An 18,564-nucleotide genomic window follows, 5' to 3' on the forward strand; every position below is an offset into this window, starting at 1 on the left:
AGTGGTTCTCAGGCATCGTCCCCTCGCGGCAGGGCTTGGCGGCGCAGCTGGGTCAGTTCCGCCATGATCGAGAGGGCGATTTCCTCGGGTGTCACGGCCCCGATGTTCAGACCGGCCGGGGCGGACACGTTTGCGATGTCTTCCGGAGGCAGACCCGCCTGCTCCAGTTTGGCGGACAGGGCGGCGAATTTCTTGGTGCTGCCGACAAAGGCGACATGGCCGGACGACGCCCCAAGCGCTGCCTTCAGCGCATCGAGATCCCCTTGTCCTTGCGTGGCGATCACGGTTGCCCTGAACCGACCAGCGGCTGGCGCCTCGCGCAGCTCGCGCACAACGGCCCAATGAAACTGTGGAGCCAGCGTAACCAGCACGTCGGCCACGGGCGAACTTCCAAGAACCGTGAGCTCCGGCATCGGCAGACAGGGTTCAATGAAAATGTCCACGGTTCCGCGCGACGGGCACCCGTTGCGCATATAGGTGACGCCATCCGCTTCGGTGCCCGCCGTCACGCCCTTTTCCGACAGCAGGTCTTCCGGCGCGACCGAGATCAATTGCGGAACGCCGGTGACGATCGCCTGAAGCGCCGCACGCTTCACCGCGCCGCGCGTGCATCCACCGCCAAGAAAGCCTTGCGCGATGGTTCCATCGGCCCGGATCAACGCTTTCGACCCCGGCTTCGCAGCGGTGGTGCCGGCGGTGCGAATGATCGTGGCAAAGGCGAAGGGCTCTTCCCGGGCACGCAGGTCCTGGGCAAGGCCTGCAAGATCGGACGACAAAAACTCGGCGGGGCTCATAGGCGTCCCAACTCCTGTTCCAGCGCGGCGATGTTGCCGAGCGTGTTGGCAGCAGAGAAAAGGTCAAGATGCGGCAAGGCAGCGGCCATGCCAGCGGCGACGGGGGCATAATCCTTCCACCCCTTCAGCGGGTTGAGCCAGATGATCCGACAGCCCCGCTTGCGCAGCTTTGACAGCGCCGCATCGATCAATTCGGGTGGCGAGGTGTCATAGCCATCCGACAGGATGATCACGACTGACCGACCAGTCACAAAGCGTCGTGCGTAGGTGTCGGAAAAGCGCATGAGGCATTCGCCAATCTTGGACCCGCCGCCAAAGCCATCCGCCATCAGCGACAGCCGCCCGATGGCCCGCATCGCATCCTTGTCGCGCAGCGCGTCCGTGATCCGGACCAGACGCGTGTGGAAGAGATACCCGTCGGAGTTGGGATCACCCCGCAGAAGTCCGGCGAGAAAGGCCACGAAGACCTGCGCATAGACGCTCATGGAGCCTGAAACATCGCAGAGCGCCACGATCCTTACCTCGCGATCCGGGCGCGCGCGACGGATCAGCCGGATGGGTTCGCCCCCGGTCGACAGGCTCCGCCGGATCGTCTTGCGGAAGTGCAGACCACTCCCCTTGCGCGCGGCGATTCGCCTGCGGGAGCGCCGGTCGCGCAACGCAGCGCCAAGACGGCGCGCGACGGCTTCGGCTTCGGCGACCTCCTCCGGGCGGACCAGATCCCGCAAATCGCGCTTGGCAAGGTTCGTCACCTCGACGGCGATCAGCTTGCCTTCGCCCTCACTCTCGGCCTCGCCATCGCCCCGATCTGGCGCGGTCGATTGGCCTGCCCCGCCCTCCGTGTCCTGTCCCGCTGCATCGCGCGACGATTTCACGGCCTTATGATGTGACGGGACCGGCGTTTTCGGCACCACCTTCTGGCGAACGCGGCCCATATCCATCCAATAGGCATTGAACAGGTCGTCGAAGCGCAGCGCCTCTTCCTTGGACCCGGTGCAAACGGCCTTGAGCGCGGCGCGGGCGCGGTTGGGTTCGGAAGCGTTCACATGGGTCAGCGCATCCAGCGCGGTGCGCGTTTCCTCTGCACCAAGGCGCAAGCCGTTTTCACGCAGATGCGCAAGAAAGCCCGCCATACGGGCCGTCGGACCGGGGTCCCGGCCTGCGAATTTGGTGATCCTGCTCACGCGGCCTTCCCGGCGAGGCGCTGCGACACCTCGGTGGTGATCTGCGCGCGGTCGGCCTGCGTTTTCAGAAGCGTAGTCAGTGTCGCCTGCAACGCCGCAGGGTCGCGGGTGAGGTCGTTGATCCCGAGGCCCATCAGGGCTGCGGCGAAATCAAGTGTTTCGGCAATGCCCGGAACCTTTTCCAAGTCTTCCTTGCGCAGTGCCTGGACAAATTCGATCACCTGATGCGCCAATCGTGTTTCGATGCCGTGGCAGCGGGTGTTCAGGATCGCCAGTTCGGTCTCGCGGTCGGGGTAATCGACATAGGCAAACAGGCAGCGACGGCGCAGCGCGTCCGACAGATCGCGCGTGCCGTTCGAGGTCAGGATGACAATCGGGATCGAGGTTGCGGCGATCGTACCAAGTTCGGGCACCGTGATCTGGTAATCGGCCAGCATTTCCAGAAGGAAGGCCTCGAATTCTTCATCGGCCCGGTCAATCTCGTCGATCAGCAATACAGAAGGCTCTTCCTGCGTGATGGCTTTCAACAGCGGGCGTTCCAGCAAATAGTCGCGAGAAAAGATACGCTCCTCGACCGCGCGGCCGGTCTCGCCCGCATCGGATGCGGCGCGGATCGCCAGCAGTTGCCGTTGGTAATTCCATTCGTAGATCGCCTGCGCGGCGTCGAGGCCTTCGTAGCATTGCAACCGAATGAGCGCGGTGCTGCGCGCGGCCGCGAGCACACGGGCCACCTCGGTCTTTCCGACCCCCGCCGCGCCTTCAAGCAGAAGTGGGCGTTGCAGCGACAAGGCGAGGTGCAGCGCGACGGCCATGTCTTCGTTTGCCACGTAGCCTTCTGCCGCCAGAGCGGTCTGCAGATCGGTCCAGGTCATGATGCTCTCCGAAAGTCGTCGCAAGGTCGCCGCGCCCCGGTGACGAGGCGCGGCTGGTCTTGGTCATCAGCCGTGCAGACCGAGTTTATTGGCGGTCTGCCAGATGCGCCAATGGTCATGCGGCATGTGCGTGTGACGCAGGCCGAATGCCTTGAACGCATCGTTCACGCCGTTCGAGAAACACGGCACGCCGCCGACATGCGGGCTTTCACCAACCCCCTTGGCCCCGATCGGATGGTGCGGGCTGGGGGTCACGGTGTGATCGGTTTCGTAATTGGGCACTTCCCATGCTGTCGGGAGGAAGAAATCCATCAGCGTCCCCGTCTTGACGTTGCCCATATCATCATAGGCAATCTCCTGCCCCAGCGCGACAGCCAGTGCCTCGGTCAGACCGCCGTGGATCTGGCCTTCGATGATCATCGGGTTGATCCGTGTGCCGCAGTCATCCAGCGCGTAGAAGCGGCGGATGTCCGTAACCCCGGTATCGACGTCGATGTCCATCACGCAGACATAAGCCCCGAACGGATAGGTCATGTTGGGCGGATCATAATAGCTGACCGCTTCCAGCCCCGGTTCGATCCCGGGGATTGCCTGATTGTAGGCGGCAAACGCGATCTCTTTCATGGTCTTGAACTTCTCGGGCGCACCCTTGACCACAAAGCGGTCCACGTCGAATTCGACATCGTCGTCGTGCACTTCAAGAAGATATGCCGCGATCATCTGCGCCTTGGCCCGGATTTTCCGACCTGCCATCGCCGTCGCCGCCCCGGCCACCGGAGTGGAGCGGGACCCGTAGGTGCCCAGACCGTAAGGTGCGGTGTCGGTGTCGCCTTCCTCGATGGTGATCGAATCCGCCGGCAAGCCGATCTCGGTCGCAAGGATCTGCGCAAAGGTCGTGGCGTGGCCCTGACCCTGGCTGATCGTGCCAAGCCGCGCGATGGCCGACCCCGTGGGATGGATGCGGATTTCACAACTGTCGAACATGCCCAGGCCGAGGATATCGCAGTTCTTGACCGGTCCTGCCCCGACGATTTCGGTGAAGAACGTCAGACCGATGCCCATCAGAGACCGCGTCTTGCCCACCTTGAAGTCCTCGACCCGCTGCGCCTGTTCGGCCCGCAGACCCTTGTAGTCGACGGCCTCCAGCGCCTTGTCCCATGCCGTGTGATAATCGCCGGAATCGTATTCCCAGCCCAGCGCCGATTTGTACGGGAATTGGTCCTTCTTGATGAAATTGATGCGGCGTAGTTCGGCGGGATCCATATTCAGCTCGATGGCCAGAACCTCGATCATCCGTTCGATGAAATACACCGCCTCGGTCACGCGGAAGGAACACCGGTAGGACACACCACCGGGTGCTTTATTGGTGTAGACCCCATCCACCGCCAGATAGGCGACCGGGATGTCATAGGACCCGGTGCAGATGTTCATGAAGCCCGCAGGGAACTTGGTTGGATCGGCACAGGCATCAAAGCCGCCATGATCAGCCGTGGTGTGGCACCAAAGACCGGTGATCTTGCCTTCCTTGGTGGCGGCGATCTTGCCCTTCATCCAGTAGTCCCGCGCAAAGGCGGTGGTCATGAGGTTTTCCATCCGGTCTTCGACCCACTTCACCGGCACGCCGGTCACGATGGAGGCCACGACCGAGCAGACATATCCCGGATAGGCACCAACCTTGTTTCCGAAGCCGCCACCGATATCAGGGCTGATGACGCGGATGTTGTGCTCTTCGATACCGGAAATGAGGCTGACCACGGTGCGGATCGCGTGCGGCGCCTGGAACGTGCCGTAGAGCGTCAGCTTTCCGTTCACCTTGTCCATCGACGCGACACAGCCGCAGGTTTCCAGCGGACAGGGATGTGTGCGGTGATAGTAGAACATCTCCTCGGCCACGACATCGGCGTCGCTGATGACCTGCTCGGTGGTTTCCTTGTCACCGACCTCCCATGTGAAGATGTGGTTGTGATGCTTGCGCGGGCCATGTGCGCCATCCGGCAGCGACCCGTCCTCGGCTACGAGGTCTTCGCGCAGGACAACGTCGGACTCCAGCGACGCGAACGGATCGACGATCACGTCGAGTTCTTCATACTCGACCTCGACCAGCTCCACGGCGTCGGCCGCGATATAGCGATCCTTGGCGACCACATAGGCCACTTCCTGACCCTGAAACAGCACCTTGCCATCGGCGAGGACCATCTGCTTGTCACCGGCCAGCGTCGGCATCCAGTGCAGCCCAAGCGGGGCAAGATCCGCAGCGGTCAGAACCGCCACGACGCCATCCAGAGCCTTGGCCGCGTCGGTGTTGATCGACTTGATCCGGGCGTGGGCATAGGGCGAGCGGACGAAATCCCCGAACAGCATGCCGGGCAGCTTGATGTCGTCGACGTAATTGCCTTTGCCCTGCGTAAAGCGGGCATCTTCCACGCGCTTGCGCTTGCAGCCCATGCCACCCAGTGCGTCGGCGCGTTCCTGACGAGACAGTTCCTTGTTCATTCTGCGGCCTCCTTGGCTGCATTCATCTCTGCCGCAGCGGCGAGGATGGATTTCACGATGTTCTGGTAACCGGTGCAGCGGCAGAGATTGCCTGCCATCCCAAAGCGGACCTCTTCCTCGGTCGGGTTGGGGATCTCCTCCAGCAACTTGGAGGCGCGGGTGATCATGCCCGGCGTGCAGAAGCCACATTGAAGACCGTGGTGTTCCTTGAACGCCTCCTGCAGCACATGCAGCTTGTCGGGGGATCCGAGCCCTTCGATGGTCGTCACCTCGGCACCGTTGGCCTGCGCCACGAACATGGTGCAGGATTTCACCGACTTGCCATTCAGCGTCACGGTACAGGCCCCGCAATGGGACGTTTCGCAACCGATATGCGGACCCGTGATGTTCAGGCGTTCCCGCAAGGTGTGAATCAGAAGCTCTCGCGGTTCGGCCAGGAATTCCTGTGCCTCGCCGTTGACGGTCATCTGGATATGCATCTTCTTTGCCATGATGTGATCCTCCCTCACGCCCGGTCCCAGGCGCGCGCGATGGCGCGGCGCAGGATCACGGCGGCTGCATGGCGTTTGAATTCGATCGGGCCGCGGTTGTCCTGTGTCGGGTCGATATCACCCAACATGGCTGCGACGGCAGCATCCACGGCTGCGGCATCGACGGACGTTCCGACAAGCGCTGCGCCTGCGGCTTCGGACCAGACCGGCGTGTCGCTGAGATTGGTCATCGCGATCGAGGCCGAGGTGCAGGTGTCCCCGTCCTTGCCAAGAAGGACAGCCGCCGCAGCAGTCGCGTAGTCACCGATCTTGCGCTTCTGCTTTTCGTAGGCGTAGCCGCCTGACGGCGCATCAAAGGCTACCGCCACCAGAACCTCGTCATCTGCGCGGTCGGTCATGTAGGCGGCTTCATAGAAACCGCGGGCCTGCACCTCGCGTTCGCCGTCCGGGCCGACCAGAAGGAAGGTTGCATCAAGGCACTGCATCAGACCCGGCATGTCATTGCCCGGATCACCATTGGCCACATTTCCACCAACGGTGCCCATGTAGCGCACCTGCGGATCTGCGATCTGCAATGACGCTTCGCGCATGATCGGCGCGGCTTCGGCAAGGGCGGCATGACCGATGATGTCGGACTGTGTGGTCATCGCCCCGATACGCACGCGGCCACCCTCGACCGTGATGCCTGACAATCCGTCGACATCCTGCAGGTCGATCAGATGCGGGACATCCGCCATGCGCAGCTTCATCATCGGGATCAAACTGTGCCCACCGGCCAGAACACGCGCTTCGTCGCCGTGCTCTGCCAGGACGGCCAGAACCCCTGCCATGTCCGTTGGACGATGGTACTCAAAGGCAGCTGGAATCATTGCCACTCCTCCCTAAGCAATTTCTCTCGCTGGGCGGAAGGGTGCACAGAGGCCGCGCAATCACTTCTGAAAACGCTCAGTATTCGCGCTTTTTGAACGAAATGCGCCGCATCCTGCACGAATGGCGCGCAGGCTCAGCAGAACGCAGTCTGTGCATCCTTGAGGCGGGAGCGGCTGACCGGCACGGGCGGCAGGTTGCTCCCCGAAAAGGTCAGACGGCCCTTGTCCTTGCTGCGCTCGAAGGTAGCAACCATGGACGGATTGATCAGGTAACTGCGATGCACCTGCATGTATCCCGCGGGCAGCAATCGGTCGGCGGCCTTGGTGATCGGCCAGACGCAGAAATAGCGATCTGTCAACGTGTAGACCTGGCTGTAGTGACCGTCGGCACGGACAAAAGCCACCTCGGAGGACGAGACGAAGACCTTGCTGCCATCGCGTTCGCACGGGATGCTGGTAAACTCAGGGGACAGCCCGGAGCCGGCCACGGGTGCACTCTCGTCCGGCGCGGCTTCGGCGAGCGGCCCCGCCACGGGCGGGGCGGCCTCGTATTGGCTTGGGATCAGATAGGTGGACCCGACCCAAAGGAAGGTCCCGAAGATCACGAAGCTCGACAGAATGACCCCCAACGCAAGTGTCTCATTGCTGATGAGAGGCCCGAGCACAACGGTTTCGGGCAAGGCGACAAAATTCGTCCCGGCCATGGCAAGGAAGTGCACAGCCACCACGGCGCATCCGAAACACAGAGTGCCAATCGCGATATTGCGGGCACTGCGCGCCTGATATGCAACGCCAAAGGCGAGCACACACAGAACGATTGCCAGCAGCGACGATGCGACCACACCAAGCGGCGTATAGACGGGCTGGCACAGTTGCATCCCGGCCATACCGACATAGTGCATCGCCAAGACACCCAGTCCGACAAGCGTGCCGGCAGCCACAATTGGCCTTTTGGTGCGCCGCGTGAAATGCAGCAGCACCAGGGCCAGCGCCACCATGAGGATCGCGATCAATGCCGAGACAAGCGTGATCGCCGCGTCATAGTAGAACAGGATCGGCATCCGCAGGCCCAGCATCGCCAGAAAATGCATGGACCAGATGCCTCCGCCAAGCGCAACAGACGCAAGGGCAACAGCCAGTTTGCGCTGCGTGACGGATTTCTTGGACAGGTCCTTGGTCAGCGTCAAACCCGTGGCGCCCGCGACAAGCGCGATGACAAGCGACATGGCCACAAGCCATGGGTTATACTGGACCTCGAGGAACTCCATGAGACAGCCTTGTAGGCAATAGTATCGACCAAGCAAAGGTCGATAATCCTGCGCCAAACGAAATCCACAGCCTTCACAGCCGACACAGGAGCAAGGGAATGAATCCGCCCCTCATCATCCAACCAAGAGGCATGTGCGGATCGCAGCCCCACGCAGCGCACGCGGGTGTTGCCACAGGCGATGGGAAGGCCCTCCCGTCCCCGTGATCGCGCCCGGGCGCAGCGACGTCCGCCACCGTGCGACGCCGGCCTCTTTGCTTTCTCGGTGCGGGTGGATCATCTTACCACCCGACAGACACAATACGGAGCCCCCTGATGTATCTCGCCATGAACCGGTTCACTGTCCCTCTTGAAAACGCCACCGAGTTTGAAGAGCTGTGGCTGAGCCGCGAAAGCCGCTTGCAGGACATGGACGGCTTTGTGTCCTTCCACATGCTGAAGGGCCCCGAGACCGAAGGGCGTATCCTCTACGCCTCGCATACGGTCTGGGCGTCCGAGGATCATTTCCGGGCATGGACGACGAGCGAGGCATTCCGCGCATCGCATGCCAGCGCCGGCGAGACACGAAAGCTGTACGAGGGTGCACCGAAATTCGAAGGCTTCACGGCAATTCAGGAAATCGACGCCCTGCAGTCAAACTGAGGTCCAAGGGCGCGCTCCTTTGGCCGGTTCGGCATTGCAGAAGGTCGGGCACAACAGGACACATCAGCATCGCTGGATGCGGCTGCCTCGCCAGGAGCATCGAGGCCATTGCCGCGCCAATTCATGCGGCCCGATCCAGATCGTCGATCCAGATCGAAAGGCCCTGAGGCCAAAAGCCGTTTCTGCTTTGGACTGGATTTCCGTAACGGAAGGCCGCAAACTCGCAGCAGTAGCGTGAAGGGGCGAAGACCATGCAGGATGTTCAAGTCGATCCGTCTCGGGACGAGGACCGCGAGATTACCCTCGAACCGAATCCCGAAGTGACCAAGGAAATCCTGGCCGAACTCCAGCGGGCACGCTCTCTGATCAATGACGGAGATCTCGAAGAAGCCACGGAAATCTGCCAGACGCTGTTGGCGCGAGACGACATGTCGATCGGCGCGGCATCAAAAGTGACATTTGTGCTCAAGATGCTTGGACAGGACGAGGTGGCGAAACGGATCCAGACCCGTATTCTTGGCGAGATCAAGGGAAAGATCCATCTGCTGCGGGATCCCGCGACGGCCATGTTCCCGGCCGCGATGATCCTGATCGATTTGGGCGAGCCCGAAACGGCCGAACAACTGATCTTCAAAGCGCTTGAAACTGCCCCGGGCGAGCAGATGGTGGTCGTCGAGGCTGCAGCCCTGCTGGTGCAGCTTGATCGACACGATGCCGCCTACCAGCTGGCAAAGGATTACTTGGACGGTATTGACCGAGCTTTCGACAGTGCCATCCATTTCAGCGTGGTCTTTTCGCACATCAAGTACCCGGAAGGTGCCCGAATGTGCCTCGATGTCGCGAAACGGAACTGCAAAACGAAAACGGAACGCGCGAAGCTGGACTATTTCCTTGCTTCCAACGGTGAACCGGTCGCCCAGTTGGACCAACACGGAATGGCCGTCGAATTGTTCGACAAGTTCGCCGATATATATGACCACCAACTCGGAGTGCTGGGCAACAACGGCCCAAGTCTGATCTATACCGCCCTCGAAGAGCTGAAGCTGCCCAAGAAAAAGACACGTCGCGTTCTGGACGCAGGCTGTGGCACCGGCCTCTGTGCGGGTTTTTTGCGCGACTATGCCAAGGAACTGACCGGCGTCGATCTGTCGGTCAAGATGCTGGAAGTGTCCCGCGACAAGGGGGTGTATGATTATCTTGCCCGTACCGATCTGTCTGTCGCGGCAACCTATCCCGAGGGGAAGTTCGATCTGATCGTCTGCGCCGATGTCTTCGTCTATTTCGGAGAGCTGCGGACCGTGCTCGGCAATCTCAAGCAGGTTCTGAACCCGGGCGGATGGCTGATCGCCACAGTCGAGGACGAGAACGACGACACTGTCGTCACCGGCTTCAAACTCTACCCGTCAGGCCGATACAAGCACGCCGATGGGTATATCATCCGAACCCTGAACGAGGTCGGGTTTCCCAAACCGAAACTGATGAAACATGCGCGGTTGCGCGATGATTTCGGCGTGCCTGTGCTTGGGACCGTATTCGCCGTGCAAAAACCGGCACTTGTGTTCAACTGACCGTTTCGTCGCCACGTCCAGCCTTGCTGGTGCCATGATGCGCTGTTACCTAAGAAGTCGGTTTTCCTTCGGACCATGTTCTCATGCGCGCAGCCATCGCAACTGGCGAATACCACCTTGGCGGAGAGACCTTCATCAACCGCCACATCGAGCATCTGTTCGGTGGAGATACAGTTGTGGTCTGCGGGCGGTTCCGGGGCGACAACCCCTACGGCAAGCCCTATTTCGTGCGCAGAGAAGGACTTTCGGGACGCGACATCATGGTGGCGCCGTGGTGGCTCTTGCGCAATCGCGTGCAGCACGGCACGTCCCGCCTGCCTTTTGGCGAGGCGAAAGAGGCGCTGATCCGCTTTCTGCGCGATGAAAGGGTCGATGTGATCCTTGCGGAATTCGGCACGCAGGCGCTTGCTTTGGCGCCGCTGGCCAACGCGTTGGACATTCCGATTTTCACCTATTTCCGCGGCACCGATGCGTCAAAGGCGATCCGCACGGAACGCATGCGCTCGGCGTATCGCAAGATGATGCCCCGACTTGCCGGGGTATTTTCGGTCTCGCGCTTCCTGCTCGACAATCTTGCCCGGCACGGCATCACCCATCCCAACAGCGTTGTGATCCCCTCCGGCGTCGACATCCGCCGCTTTGCACCACAGGCCAAGGTCCCGCTCAGTTTTCTCGCCGTCGGGCGCTTTGTCGAAAAGAAAGCGCCCATGACAACCCTGCGCGCCTTTGCCGAAGCCACGGCCGACCTGCCGGCGGCACGACTGGATTTCATCGGCGATGGCCCCCTGCTCGAACCGACGCGCGCGCTTGCTGCGGAACTCGGCGTTACGGACAAGCTGCGCTTTCACGGCGCGCAGCCGCACAACACCGTCCGCGATCGGTTGATGAGCACGCAATTCTTCCTTCAGCATTCGATCACGGCACGAGACGGCAACACCGAAGGTTTGCCCACGGCCATTCAGGAGGCGATGGCCTGCGGCTGCATTACCGTCTCGACCCGTCACGCAGGTATCCCCGAGGCCATCGACGAAGGTGAAACGGGTTTTCTGGTCGATGAATGCGACGAGGCCGGATTTGCACAGGCCATTTCCGCCGCGATGAACGTGCCCGATCTTGCTGCCATGTCGACCCGCGCGCGACGGGTGGCCGAAGAACGCTTTGACAATCACGTCCTGCTCAAGCTGTTGGAACGCCACATCCAGGATGCGCTGCTGTCAACACCGCCTCGAACCGGCGATCTGCGCAACACGGCCACCGCCTGAGGGCGGGGCACGCCCGGAACGGAACCCACCATGTTCGCATATCGCCTGCTGATGACGCTCTTCGCGGGCCGGGAACTGGCGAAACGGCTGAGCGCAAGGGATTGGCCCGCCATGCGCGCGCGGCTCGGGTGGATCGCGCCGTCGCGTGAGGCCAACCGCATCTGGCTGCACGCTGCCTCGAACGGTGAACTGGCGTCTGCGCGCCCGGTGATCGACAGCCTACTGGCAGACGGGCATGCGTTGCTGATCACCGTCAACACCGACAGCGCGCGAGAGATGGCTCTAGGTTGGCACCTGGCGAACACCGATGTCCTGCTGGCCCCGGTCGATCTGCCCGGCCCGACGGCACGCGTTCTGCGCCAATGGGGCATCACGGCCCATATCACGCTCGAATCCGACCTCTGGCCGATGCGCATCCTTCAAACCCCCGGTCCCGTGCTGGTTCTGGGCGGGCGGCTGACCGAACGCTCGGCCAAGGGCTGGGCGCGGTTCGCGCCTCTGGTGCGCCGCGTCATGGCGCGGGTCAGCTATCTCTCGGCGCAGGACAGTGGCTCGGCTGAACGCTTCGTGCAGGCCGGGCTTCCCGAAACCGCGCTTGGCCCGGTCTTTGACCTCAAGGCGCTTTACGTCCCGCCACAGGACCAGCCCGCCCCGGCCCTCGCCGAAACCTTCCCGCGCGCCGACACGTGGCTTGCCGCCTCGACCCACGAGGGCGAGGAGGACACGATCCTTGCAGCGCACAAGGCCGCACTGGCGCAGCGCCCGCAACTCAAACTGATCCTCGCCCCCCGCCATCCCAGACGCGCCGTCGAAGTCGCCAAGTTGATCCGCGCGCATGGCCTCACCTGTGCCCAGCGCAGTGCAGGCGATGATCCGGGCACGGCGCAGGTTTATCTGGCCGACACGCTGGGCGAGATGCACCTGTGGTACAGGCTTGCCGGCGTCACCTTCGTCGCCGGGTCGCTGACGGATCGCGGCGGGCACACGCCCTACGAACCTGCCGCGTTCGGGTCGGCCATTCTGCACGGCCCCGATACGGCCAATTTCCGCGCGGCCTACGACCGGCTGACCCAGCACAACGCCGCACTCTGCACGCCAGACACCGGTGCCATTACCCAAGCCCTCCTCACGCTCGACACAGCCGAAAAACAGGCACAACTGGGACAGGCGGCGCAGGTCGCGTTGCGCCAGAGCACCGACCTCGACGCCCTGATGCGCGACATCACCAACGCGCTTGACGCTTGATGTCCCCCGGCAAACGCTTATTTTTGAACAACCGACAACAACCAGAAAAGCACCCCCGCAGGCATCTCGATGATCCAGTTCACCCTGAAATGCGCAAATGACCACCAGTTCGACAGTTGGTTCCAATCCGGAACCGCTTTCGACAAGCTGCATGCCTCGGGCATGGTAAGCTGTTCGGTCTGTGGCACCACGCAGGTGAACAAGGCGATGATGGCCCCGCGTGTGAGCACCACCGACAAGGCTGCAACGCCTCCGGCCAAACCCAGGCTGACCGAACCGGCCAGCCCGGCGGAACAGGCTTTGGCCGAACTCAAGAAATACGTCGAGAAGAACTCTGATTACGTCGGCCGTGACTTCGCCAAAGAGGCGCGCGCGATCCACACAGGCGACGCGCCCCAGCGCCCTATCTGGGGCGAAACGCGCGGCGACGAAGCAAAGAAACTGATCGAAGACGGCGTGCCCATCGCCCCCCTGCCCTTTACGCCGACACGGAAATCGAACTGATGAATATTCTTATCACCGGTGCCAATCGCGGCATCGGCGCAGCCCTTCTTAGCGCCGCCCAAGACCGCGGCGACACCGCCTTCGGCACCACCCGCAGCGCAGACCACGATACGCTCCTGCCGCTGGATGTGCGCGATCCTGAAAGCTGCGCCGCCCTGGCGGACCGTCTCAAGGACACGCCCATCGACCTTCTGGTCTGCAACGCGGGCGTCTATCTCGAAAAGGGCATGCCCACCGACAGCCTGACTGACCCGCAACTTTGGGCCGACAGCTTCGCCACCAACGTGACCGGCGTCTACCTGACCGCGATGGCGTTCCTGCCGCATCTCAAACGCAGCAGCGCGCCGAAGCTGGCGATCATCTCGTCACAGATGGGGTCCAGCACCCGCGCGAAAGGACAAAGCTATATCTACCGTGCGTCCAAATCCGCAGCCCTGAACCTTGGCCGCAACCTTGCCGTCGATCTGAAACCGCAGGGCATCCCGGTGGGCATCTACCATCCCGGCTGGGTCCGCACCGACATGGGCACCGACGCCGCCGACATCGGAACGGACGAGTCCGCACGCGGGCTTCTGCACCGCTTCGACGCCCTGTCGCTCGACACCACCGGCTGTTTCGAGATGTGGAACGGCGACGCGATGCCGTTTTGACGGTCTCGGCCCCCGAAGAGTTCCCAAAGGCCTTTGCCGACGCCTGGCACAGCCGCGATGGTCATCGCATCGGTGCGCTGTTTGCTGAAGACGCGGATTTCGTGAACGTCACTGGCCTCTGGTGGCGCAACCGGGCGGCAATCTCAAAGGCGCATGACTACGCGCTCAAATCCTTTTTCGGCAACACGACGCTGAAACCCGGCGTGACCACCACACGCCAGCTTGGCCCGGACCATGCTGTCGTTCAGTGCCGCTTTACGTTGACCGGCCAGACCGCCCCCGACGGCACAACCGCGAACACGCGCCAGACAATCCTGACATTCGTGCTGCAGAACACGCCAGATGGCTGGCAGGCCGTCGCGGCGCAGAACACCGATGTGGTCCCCGGCAAGGAGACCCATGTGAACACCGGCGACCTCACCGCTGTTGACTATCGGGACACGTAATCGGCCCACATCACGCAGCGCTCTTGCGCGGCACCGCCACCCGACGTAAAGCACCCGCTGAGTCTGACCCGGGAGGCCAATATGCCCGTTCTCGTGATGAAATTCGGCGGAACCTCCGTCGCCACGCTCGACCGCATCCGCCGTGCGGCCAAACGTGTCGGCGTCGAGGTCGCCAAGGGCTATGACGTGATCGTCATAGTCTCCGCCATGTCCGGCGAAACGAACAAGCTGGTGGGCTTCGTCAACGAAACCTCGCCGCTTTTCGATGCGCGCGAATACGATGCCGTCGTGTCCTCGGGCGAAAACGTCACTGCGGGCCTCATGGCGCTGACGCTGCAGGAAATGGATATCCCCGCGCGCAGCTGGCAGGGCTGGCAGGTTCCGGTGAGAACCACCTCCGCCCATTCCTCGGCCCGGATCGAGGAAATCCCCACCGACAACATCAACCGCAAATTCGGCGAAGGCATGAAGGTTGCCGTCGTCGCAGGCTTTCAGGGCATCAGCCCCGAAGGCCGCATCACGACGCTGGGCCGTGGCGGGTCCGACACCACCGCTGTCGCCTTCGCCGCCGCGTTCGGCGCGGAACGCTGCGACATCTATACGGACGTGGACGGTGTCTACACCACCGATCCGCGCATCTGCGACAAGGCCCGCAAGCTTGACCGCATCGCGTTCGAGGAAATGCTGGAACTCGCGTCTCTGGGCGCAAAAGTGCTGCAAACCCGCTCGGTCGAACTGGCGATGCGGTATAAGGTGAAACTGCGCGTGCTCAGCAGTTTCGAGGAACAATCTGACGACGCAGGAACCCTGGTCTGCGACGAGGAGGACATCATGGAAAGCAATGTTGTAGCAGGCGTGGCCTATTCCCGCGACGAGGCCAAGATGACCCTCGTCTCCGTCGCCGACCGCCCCGGCATCGCCGCGGCGATCTTCACACCGCTGTCAGAGGCGGGCGTGAATGTCGACATGATCGTGCAGAACATCTCGGAAGAGGGTCGCACCGACATGACCTTCTCCTGCCCCACCGATCAGGTCAAGCGCGCCGAAAAGGCGATGAGCGATGCCAAGACGGCGGGCAAGATCAACTTCCACGACATCGTGGCAGACACCGGTGTCGCCAAGGTCTCGGTGGTGGGCATCGGCATGCGCAGCCACACCGGCGTGGCCGCCAAAATGTTCCAAGTACTCGCCAAAGAGGGGATCAACATCAAGGTGATCACAACCTCCGAGATAAAAATTTCCGTTCTGATCGACCGGAAATACATGGAACTTGCCGTTCAGGCGCTGCATGATGCGTTCGAACTGGAGAAAGCCTCCTGACCACGTGACCTGCGCTGTCACGTAAGGCGGCACGCGAGGGGCAGAGTATGGTTGAGCGCGCGGAAAGCGAAAGCCGCAAGCTGCTTGGGCGGCTGCGCGACACGATGGCCAGCCAGGCGGCGGGCCAGGAACGGCTGGATCAGATCACCCATCTGACCGCCGATTCCATGGGCACCGAAGTGTGCTCGATCTACCTGTTCCGCGACGACGAAACGCTCGAACTTTGCGCGACTCAGGGCCTCAACCCCGAATCCGTGCACCAAACCCGAATGAAGTTGGGCGAAGGCCTCGTCGGTCGCGTTGCCCGCACCGGAAAAGTGATCAACGCCGCCGATGCGCCCTCGGCCAAAGGCTTCCGCTACATGCCGGAAACCGGCGAGGAGATCTATTCCAGCTTCCTCGGCGTCCCCATCCAGCGCCTCGGCGAAAAGCTGGGTGTTCTGGTCGTGCAGTCCAAGGAAGCCCGCGAATTCAGCGCCGACGAAGTCTATGCGCTCGAAGTCGTGGCGATGGTGCTGGCCGAAATGACCGAACTGGGGGCCTTTGTCGGCGAAGGTGCCGCCCTGCGCGCACGCCACACGCAGCCGGTGCTGATCCGCGGCGTCACCGCACAGGAAGGCACTGCCGAAGGGCATATCTGGCTGCATGAACCGCGCGTCGTCGTCACCAACCTAGTCGCCGATGACCCGGCCCGCGAACATGTGCGCCTGACCGAAGCGGTGGAAAACCTGCGCGTGAGTGTCGATCAACTGCTCGCCGGTGCCAGCGGTGACACCGAACAGGTGCAGGTCCTCGAAGCCTACCGCATGTTTGCCAACTCCAAGGGCTGGCTGCGCCGCATGGAGGAGAACATCGACCGCGGTCTCAGCGCCGAAGCCGCCGTCGAAAAGGAACAGTCCGACGTGCGCGCCCGCATGTTGCAGGCGACAGACGCCTATCTGCGCGAACGTCTTCAGGATCTCGACGACCTGTCGAACCGGCTGCTGCGCATCCTGACGGGTCAGGGCCACCAGACCGGCGCCGAACTGCCCGAGAACCCGATCCTCGTCGCCCGCAATATCGGTCCAGGCGAACTGCTCGAATACGGCCGCCAATTGCGCGGCATCATTCTCGAGGAAGGCTCTGTCGGCAGCCATGCCGCCATCGTCGCCCGCGCGCTGGCGATCCCGCTCGTCATCAACGCCAAGCGCATCCAGAACGAGGCGCTGAACGGCGATCATGTGATGGTCGACGGCGATCAGGGCGTGGTGCATCTGCGTCCCGACGACACCGTCGTCAACGCCTTCCGCGACAAGATGGCGATGCAGGCCAAGGCGCAGGAACGCTATGCCTCGATCCGAGACAAGCCCGCAGTCACACTCTGCGGCAAGACCATCCGTCTCGACATGAACGCGGGCCTGATGGCCGACCTGCCGTCGCTGGAAAGCTCCGGTGCCGAAGGCGTCGGCCTCTTCCGCACCGAGCTGCAATTCCTCGTCCGCAGCCAGATGCCCAAGCGGACCGAACTGGCCGCGCTCTATGCCCGCGTGCTTGACGCCGCCAAGGGCAAGCGCGTGGTCTTCCGCACGCTCGACATAGGGTCGGACAAGGTGCTGCCCTACATGCAGGCGCAGGACGAACCGAACCCCGCGCTGGGATGGCGTGCGATCCGAGTCGGCCTCGACAAGCCGGGCGTGATGCGGATGCAGTTGCAGGCGCTTCTGCGCGCCGCCAATGGCCGCCCTCTGTCTCTGATGTTCCCGTTCATCGCGCAGTACGAGGAGTATACAGCGGCCCGCGCCGAGGTGGACAAGGCCATCGCCCGCGAGAAAAAGCTGGGGCACACCCTGCCCGAAAAGCTGGAAATCGGCGCGATGCTGGAAACCCCGTCGCTCGCCTATGCGTGCAAGAAATTCTACGAAGAGGTCGAGTTTCTGTCGATTGGCGGTAATGACCTCAAGCAGTTCTTCTTCGCCGCCGACCGCGAGAACGAACGCGTCCGCCGCCGTTACGATACGCTGAACGTCAGCTTCCTGAGCTTCCTCGAAGATATCGTTGCACGCTGCGCGGCCACCAACACCCGCCTCTCCTTCTGCGGGGAAGACGCCGGCCGCCCGGTCGAAGCCCTCTGCCTCGCCGCAATCGGCCTGCATTCCCTGTCCATGCGCCCCGCCTCCGTCGGCCCGGTCAAGCATCTGCTGCGACGGTGCAACCTCGACGACGTGCGCACCGTCATCCACGACGCGCGCGATGCCGGGGAGCAATCGGTACGGCCGGCGGTGATGGAGTATCTGCGCGGGTTGAGTTGAGTGCGACTTTACTCCGGAAGTCCTGCGATCTGGTTCAAAGAGGCAAGGTCTTCGTCCCAGGTCGCGCGGCTTGACCAACAGATATGCGCGTTCGGCCGAATGTTGACAGGACTATCCAGTGACCCCGCGGGCACGACGACCATGTTTTTTGTCCCTTGCTGAAATGGCAGGGCCGACCCGCATTCTGCGCAAAAGCACTTCATGTGCCTTGTGCCCGGCAGCCTGAACGTCCGAACCTGATCGACGCCTGAAACCCAAGTGATCGTCGCAGAAGATGAAAACAGGTTCGCCGAATGGGCCGAGCCACTATCTTTGCGACACCGCGTGCAATGGCACAGAAAGAAACTGTCGAATGCCCCCGCAATGCGGAATTTCACCACGCCGCAGAGGCACTGTCCGAGTGTCTCATGTTCCATGAAAAGCCCCCCAGCGAAGCAGCTGCTTGGTCGCCGACAAAACACAAATAAGTCGGGTAGGACTATCGGTGCGCTGAACCAAGGTCAAACTTGCACTGAGGCGCATGCCGCCACCGAAGCGGCGATCCCGTCGCGAGAGCCTTTATCGGAACAGACCGCGAGAAACAGGCCATTCCGCCCCAAACCCCAACAGCACGCCTCAGCCATTCTGGCTGACCAAAGCCGGGTTTTCCGACCCGCGTGCTGTCAGAGC

Annotated in this window: 17 protein-coding genes; 9 read left to right on the plus strand and 8 right to left on the minus strand. The window is 62.3% G+C overall.

Annotation, left to right across the window (positions count from 1 at the left end):
• Positions 1-8: 8 nt before the first annotated feature.
• The 7 genes from MRY75_RS17680 to MRY75_RS17710 form a co-directional block, all read right to left on the minus strand.
• On the minus strand, positions 9-794 hold the full coding sequence (locus tag MRY75_RS17680; protein ID WP_292309324.1) for an XdhC family protein: 786 nt from the start codon (positions 792-794) through the stop codon (positions 9-11).
• Complete coding sequence (locus tag MRY75_RS17685) at positions 791-1,978, minus strand: VWA domain-containing protein (RefSeq protein ID WP_292309325.1); 1,188 nt, start codon at positions 1,976-1,978, stop codon at positions 791-793. The genes MRY75_RS17680 and MRY75_RS17685 overlap by 4 nt, the downstream gene beginning before the upstream one ends.
• On the minus strand, positions 1,975-2,850 hold the full coding sequence (locus MRY75_RS17690) for a MoxR family ATPase (protein WP_292309326.1): 876 nt from the start codon (positions 2,848-2,850) through the stop codon (positions 1,975-1,977). The genes MRY75_RS17685 and MRY75_RS17690 overlap by 4 nt, the downstream gene beginning before the upstream one ends.
• A gap of 66 nt (positions 2,851-2,916) precedes the next feature.
• On the minus strand, positions 2,917-5,343 hold the full coding sequence (locus MRY75_RS17695; protein WP_292309327.1) for an aerobic carbon-monoxide dehydrogenase large subunit: 2,427 nt from the start codon (positions 5,341-5,343) through the stop codon (positions 2,917-2,919).
• Positions 5,340-5,834, minus strand: a complete 495-nt coding sequence (locus MRY75_RS17700) for a (2Fe-2S)-binding protein (RefSeq protein WP_292309328.1) — start codon at positions 5,832-5,834, stop codon at positions 5,340-5,342. The genes MRY75_RS17695 and MRY75_RS17700 overlap by 4 nt, the downstream gene beginning before the upstream one ends.
• Before the next feature lie 14 nt (positions 5,835-5,848).
• Positions 5,849-6,703 carry a xanthine dehydrogenase family protein subunit M gene (locus tag MRY75_RS17705; RefSeq protein WP_292309329.1) on the minus strand — a complete coding sequence of 285 codons (855 nt, stop codon included), beginning with the start codon at positions 6,701-6,703 and terminating at the stop codon, positions 5,849-5,851.
• Between the two features lie 134 nt (positions 6,704-6,837).
• The gene (locus tag MRY75_RS17710; protein WP_292309330.1) at positions 6,838-7,971 is read right to left on the minus strand and encodes an MHYT domain-containing protein; all 1,134 of its coding nucleotides are present in this window, start codon (positions 7,969-7,971) and stop codon (positions 6,838-6,840) included.
• A gap of 314 nt (positions 7,972-8,285) precedes the next feature.
• Here MRY75_RS17710 and MRY75_RS17715 point away from each other — a divergent pair, with 314 nt between their 5' ends.
• From MRY75_RS17715 to ptsP, 9 genes are all read left to right on the plus strand, one after another.
• Positions 8,286-8,612, plus strand: a complete 327-nt coding sequence (locus MRY75_RS17715) for an antibiotic biosynthesis monooxygenase (RefSeq protein ID WP_292309331.1) — start codon at positions 8,286-8,288, stop codon at positions 8,610-8,612.
• Between the two features lie 251 nt (positions 8,613-8,863).
• A complete protein-coding gene (locus MRY75_RS17720) occupies positions 8,864-10,180 on the plus strand; it encodes a methyltransferase domain-containing protein (protein ID WP_292309332.1) in 1,317 nt (438 codons plus the stop codon).
• A gap of 83 nt (positions 10,181-10,263) precedes the next feature.
• A complete protein-coding gene (locus tag MRY75_RS17725) occupies positions 10,264-11,442 on the plus strand; it encodes a glycosyltransferase (RefSeq protein WP_292309333.1) in 1,179 nt (392 codons plus the stop codon).
• Between the two features lie 30 nt (positions 11,443-11,472).
• Positions 11,473-12,687 carry a glycosyltransferase N-terminal domain-containing protein gene (locus MRY75_RS17730; protein ID WP_292309334.1) on the plus strand — a complete coding sequence of 405 codons (1,215 nt, stop codon included), beginning with the start codon at positions 11,473-11,475 and terminating at the stop codon, positions 12,685-12,687.
• A gap of 69 nt (positions 12,688-12,756) precedes the next feature.
• Positions 12,757-13,191: a DUF1178 family protein gene (locus MRY75_RS17735; RefSeq protein ID WP_292309335.1), complete on the plus strand. Its 435-nt coding sequence runs from the start codon at positions 12,757-12,759 to the stop codon at positions 13,189-13,191.
• Positions 13,191-13,841: an SDR family oxidoreductase gene (locus tag MRY75_RS17740; protein WP_292309336.1), complete on the plus strand. Its 651-nt coding sequence runs from the start codon at positions 13,191-13,193 to the stop codon at positions 13,839-13,841. The genes MRY75_RS17735 and MRY75_RS17740 overlap by 1 nt, the downstream gene beginning before the upstream one ends.
• Positions 13,814-14,287, plus strand: a complete 474-nt coding sequence (locus MRY75_RS17745) for an SgcJ/EcaC family oxidoreductase (protein WP_292309337.1) — start codon at positions 13,814-13,816, stop codon at positions 14,285-14,287. The genes MRY75_RS17740 and MRY75_RS17745 overlap by 28 nt, the downstream gene beginning before the upstream one ends.
• An 81-nt stretch (positions 14,288-14,368) precedes the next feature.
• Positions 14,369-15,607 (plus strand): aspartate kinase, encoded by a 1,239-nt coding sequence (locus tag MRY75_RS17750; RefSeq protein WP_292309338.1) that lies wholly within the window; start codon positions 14,369-14,371, stop codon positions 15,605-15,607.
• A gap of 47 nt (positions 15,608-15,654) precedes the next feature.
• Positions 15,655-17,895, plus strand: coding sequence for a phosphoenolpyruvate--protein phosphotransferase (gene ptsP / locus MRY75_RS17755; protein ID WP_292309339.1), 2,241 nt, complete (start codon positions 15,655-15,657; stop codon positions 17,893-17,895).
• 8 nt (positions 17,896-17,903) lie between these two features.
• On the opposite strand, the gene MRY75_RS21980 is transcribed toward ptsP, so the two are convergent.
• Complete coding sequence (locus MRY75_RS21980) at positions 17,904-18,311, minus strand: GFA family protein (protein WP_366934950.1); 408 nt, start codon at positions 18,309-18,311, stop codon at positions 17,904-17,906.
• Between the last annotated feature and the right edge of the window lie 253 nt (positions 18,312-18,564).

It is taken from the genome of Marivita sp. (assembly GCF_022763305.1).
Taxonomy (GTDB): Bacteria; Pseudomonadota; Alphaproteobacteria; order Rhodobacterales; family Rhodobacteraceae; genus Marivita.

Coding starts and splice junctions, on each gene's coding strand:
- MRY75_RS17680 (WP_292309324.1), bottom strand. CDS start 794: ATGAGCCCCGCCGAGTTTTTGTCGTCCGATCTTGCAGGCCTTGCCCAG.
- MRY75_RS17690 (WP_292309326.1), bottom strand. CDS start 2,850: ATGACCTGGACCGATCTGCAGACCGCTCTGGCGGCAGAAGGCTACGTG.
- MRY75_RS17695 (WP_292309327.1), bottom strand. CDS start 5,343: ATGAACAAGGAACTGTCTCGTCAGGAACGCGCCGACGCACTGGGTGGC.
- MRY75_RS17700 (WP_292309328.1), bottom strand. CDS start 5,834: ATGGCAAAGAAGATGCATATCCAGATGACCGTCAACGGCGAGGCACAG.
- MRY75_RS17705 (WP_292309329.1), bottom strand. CDS start 6,703: ATGATTCCAGCTGCCTTTGAGTACCATCGTCCAACGGACATGGCAGGG.
- MRY75_RS17710 (WP_292309330.1), bottom strand. CDS start 7,971: ATGGAGTTCCTCGAGGTCCAGTATAACCCATGGCTTGTGGCCATGTCG.
- MRY75_RS17715 (WP_292309331.1), top strand. CDS start 8,286: ATGTATCTCGCCATGAACCGGTTCACTGTCCCTCTTGAAAACGCCACC.
- MRY75_RS17720 (WP_292309332.1), top strand. CDS start 8,864: ATGCAGGATGTTCAAGTCGATCCGTCTCGGGACGAGGACCGCGAGATT.
- MRY75_RS17725 (WP_292309333.1), top strand. CDS start 10,264: ATGCGCGCAGCCATCGCAACTGGCGAATACCACCTTGGCGGAGAGACC.
- MRY75_RS17730 (WP_292309334.1), top strand. CDS start 11,473: ATGTTCGCATATCGCCTGCTGATGACGCTCTTCGCGGGCCGGGAACTG.
- MRY75_RS17735 (WP_292309335.1), top strand. CDS start 12,757: ATGATCCAGTTCACCCTGAAATGCGCAAATGACCACCAGTTCGACAGT.
- MRY75_RS17740 (WP_292309336.1), top strand. CDS start 13,191: ATGAATATTCTTATCACCGGTGCCAATCGCGGCATCGGCGCAGCCCTT.
- MRY75_RS17750 (WP_292309338.1), top strand. CDS start 14,369: ATGCCCGTTCTCGTGATGAAATTCGGCGGAACCTCCGTCGCCACGCTC.
- ptsP (WP_292309339.1), top strand. CDS start 15,655: ATGGTTGAGCGCGCGGAAAGCGAAAGCCGCAAGCTGCTTGGGCGGCTG.
- MRY75_RS21980 (WP_366934950.1), bottom strand. CDS start 18,311: ATGGAACATGAGACACTCGGACAGTGCCTCTGCGGCGTGGTGAAATTC.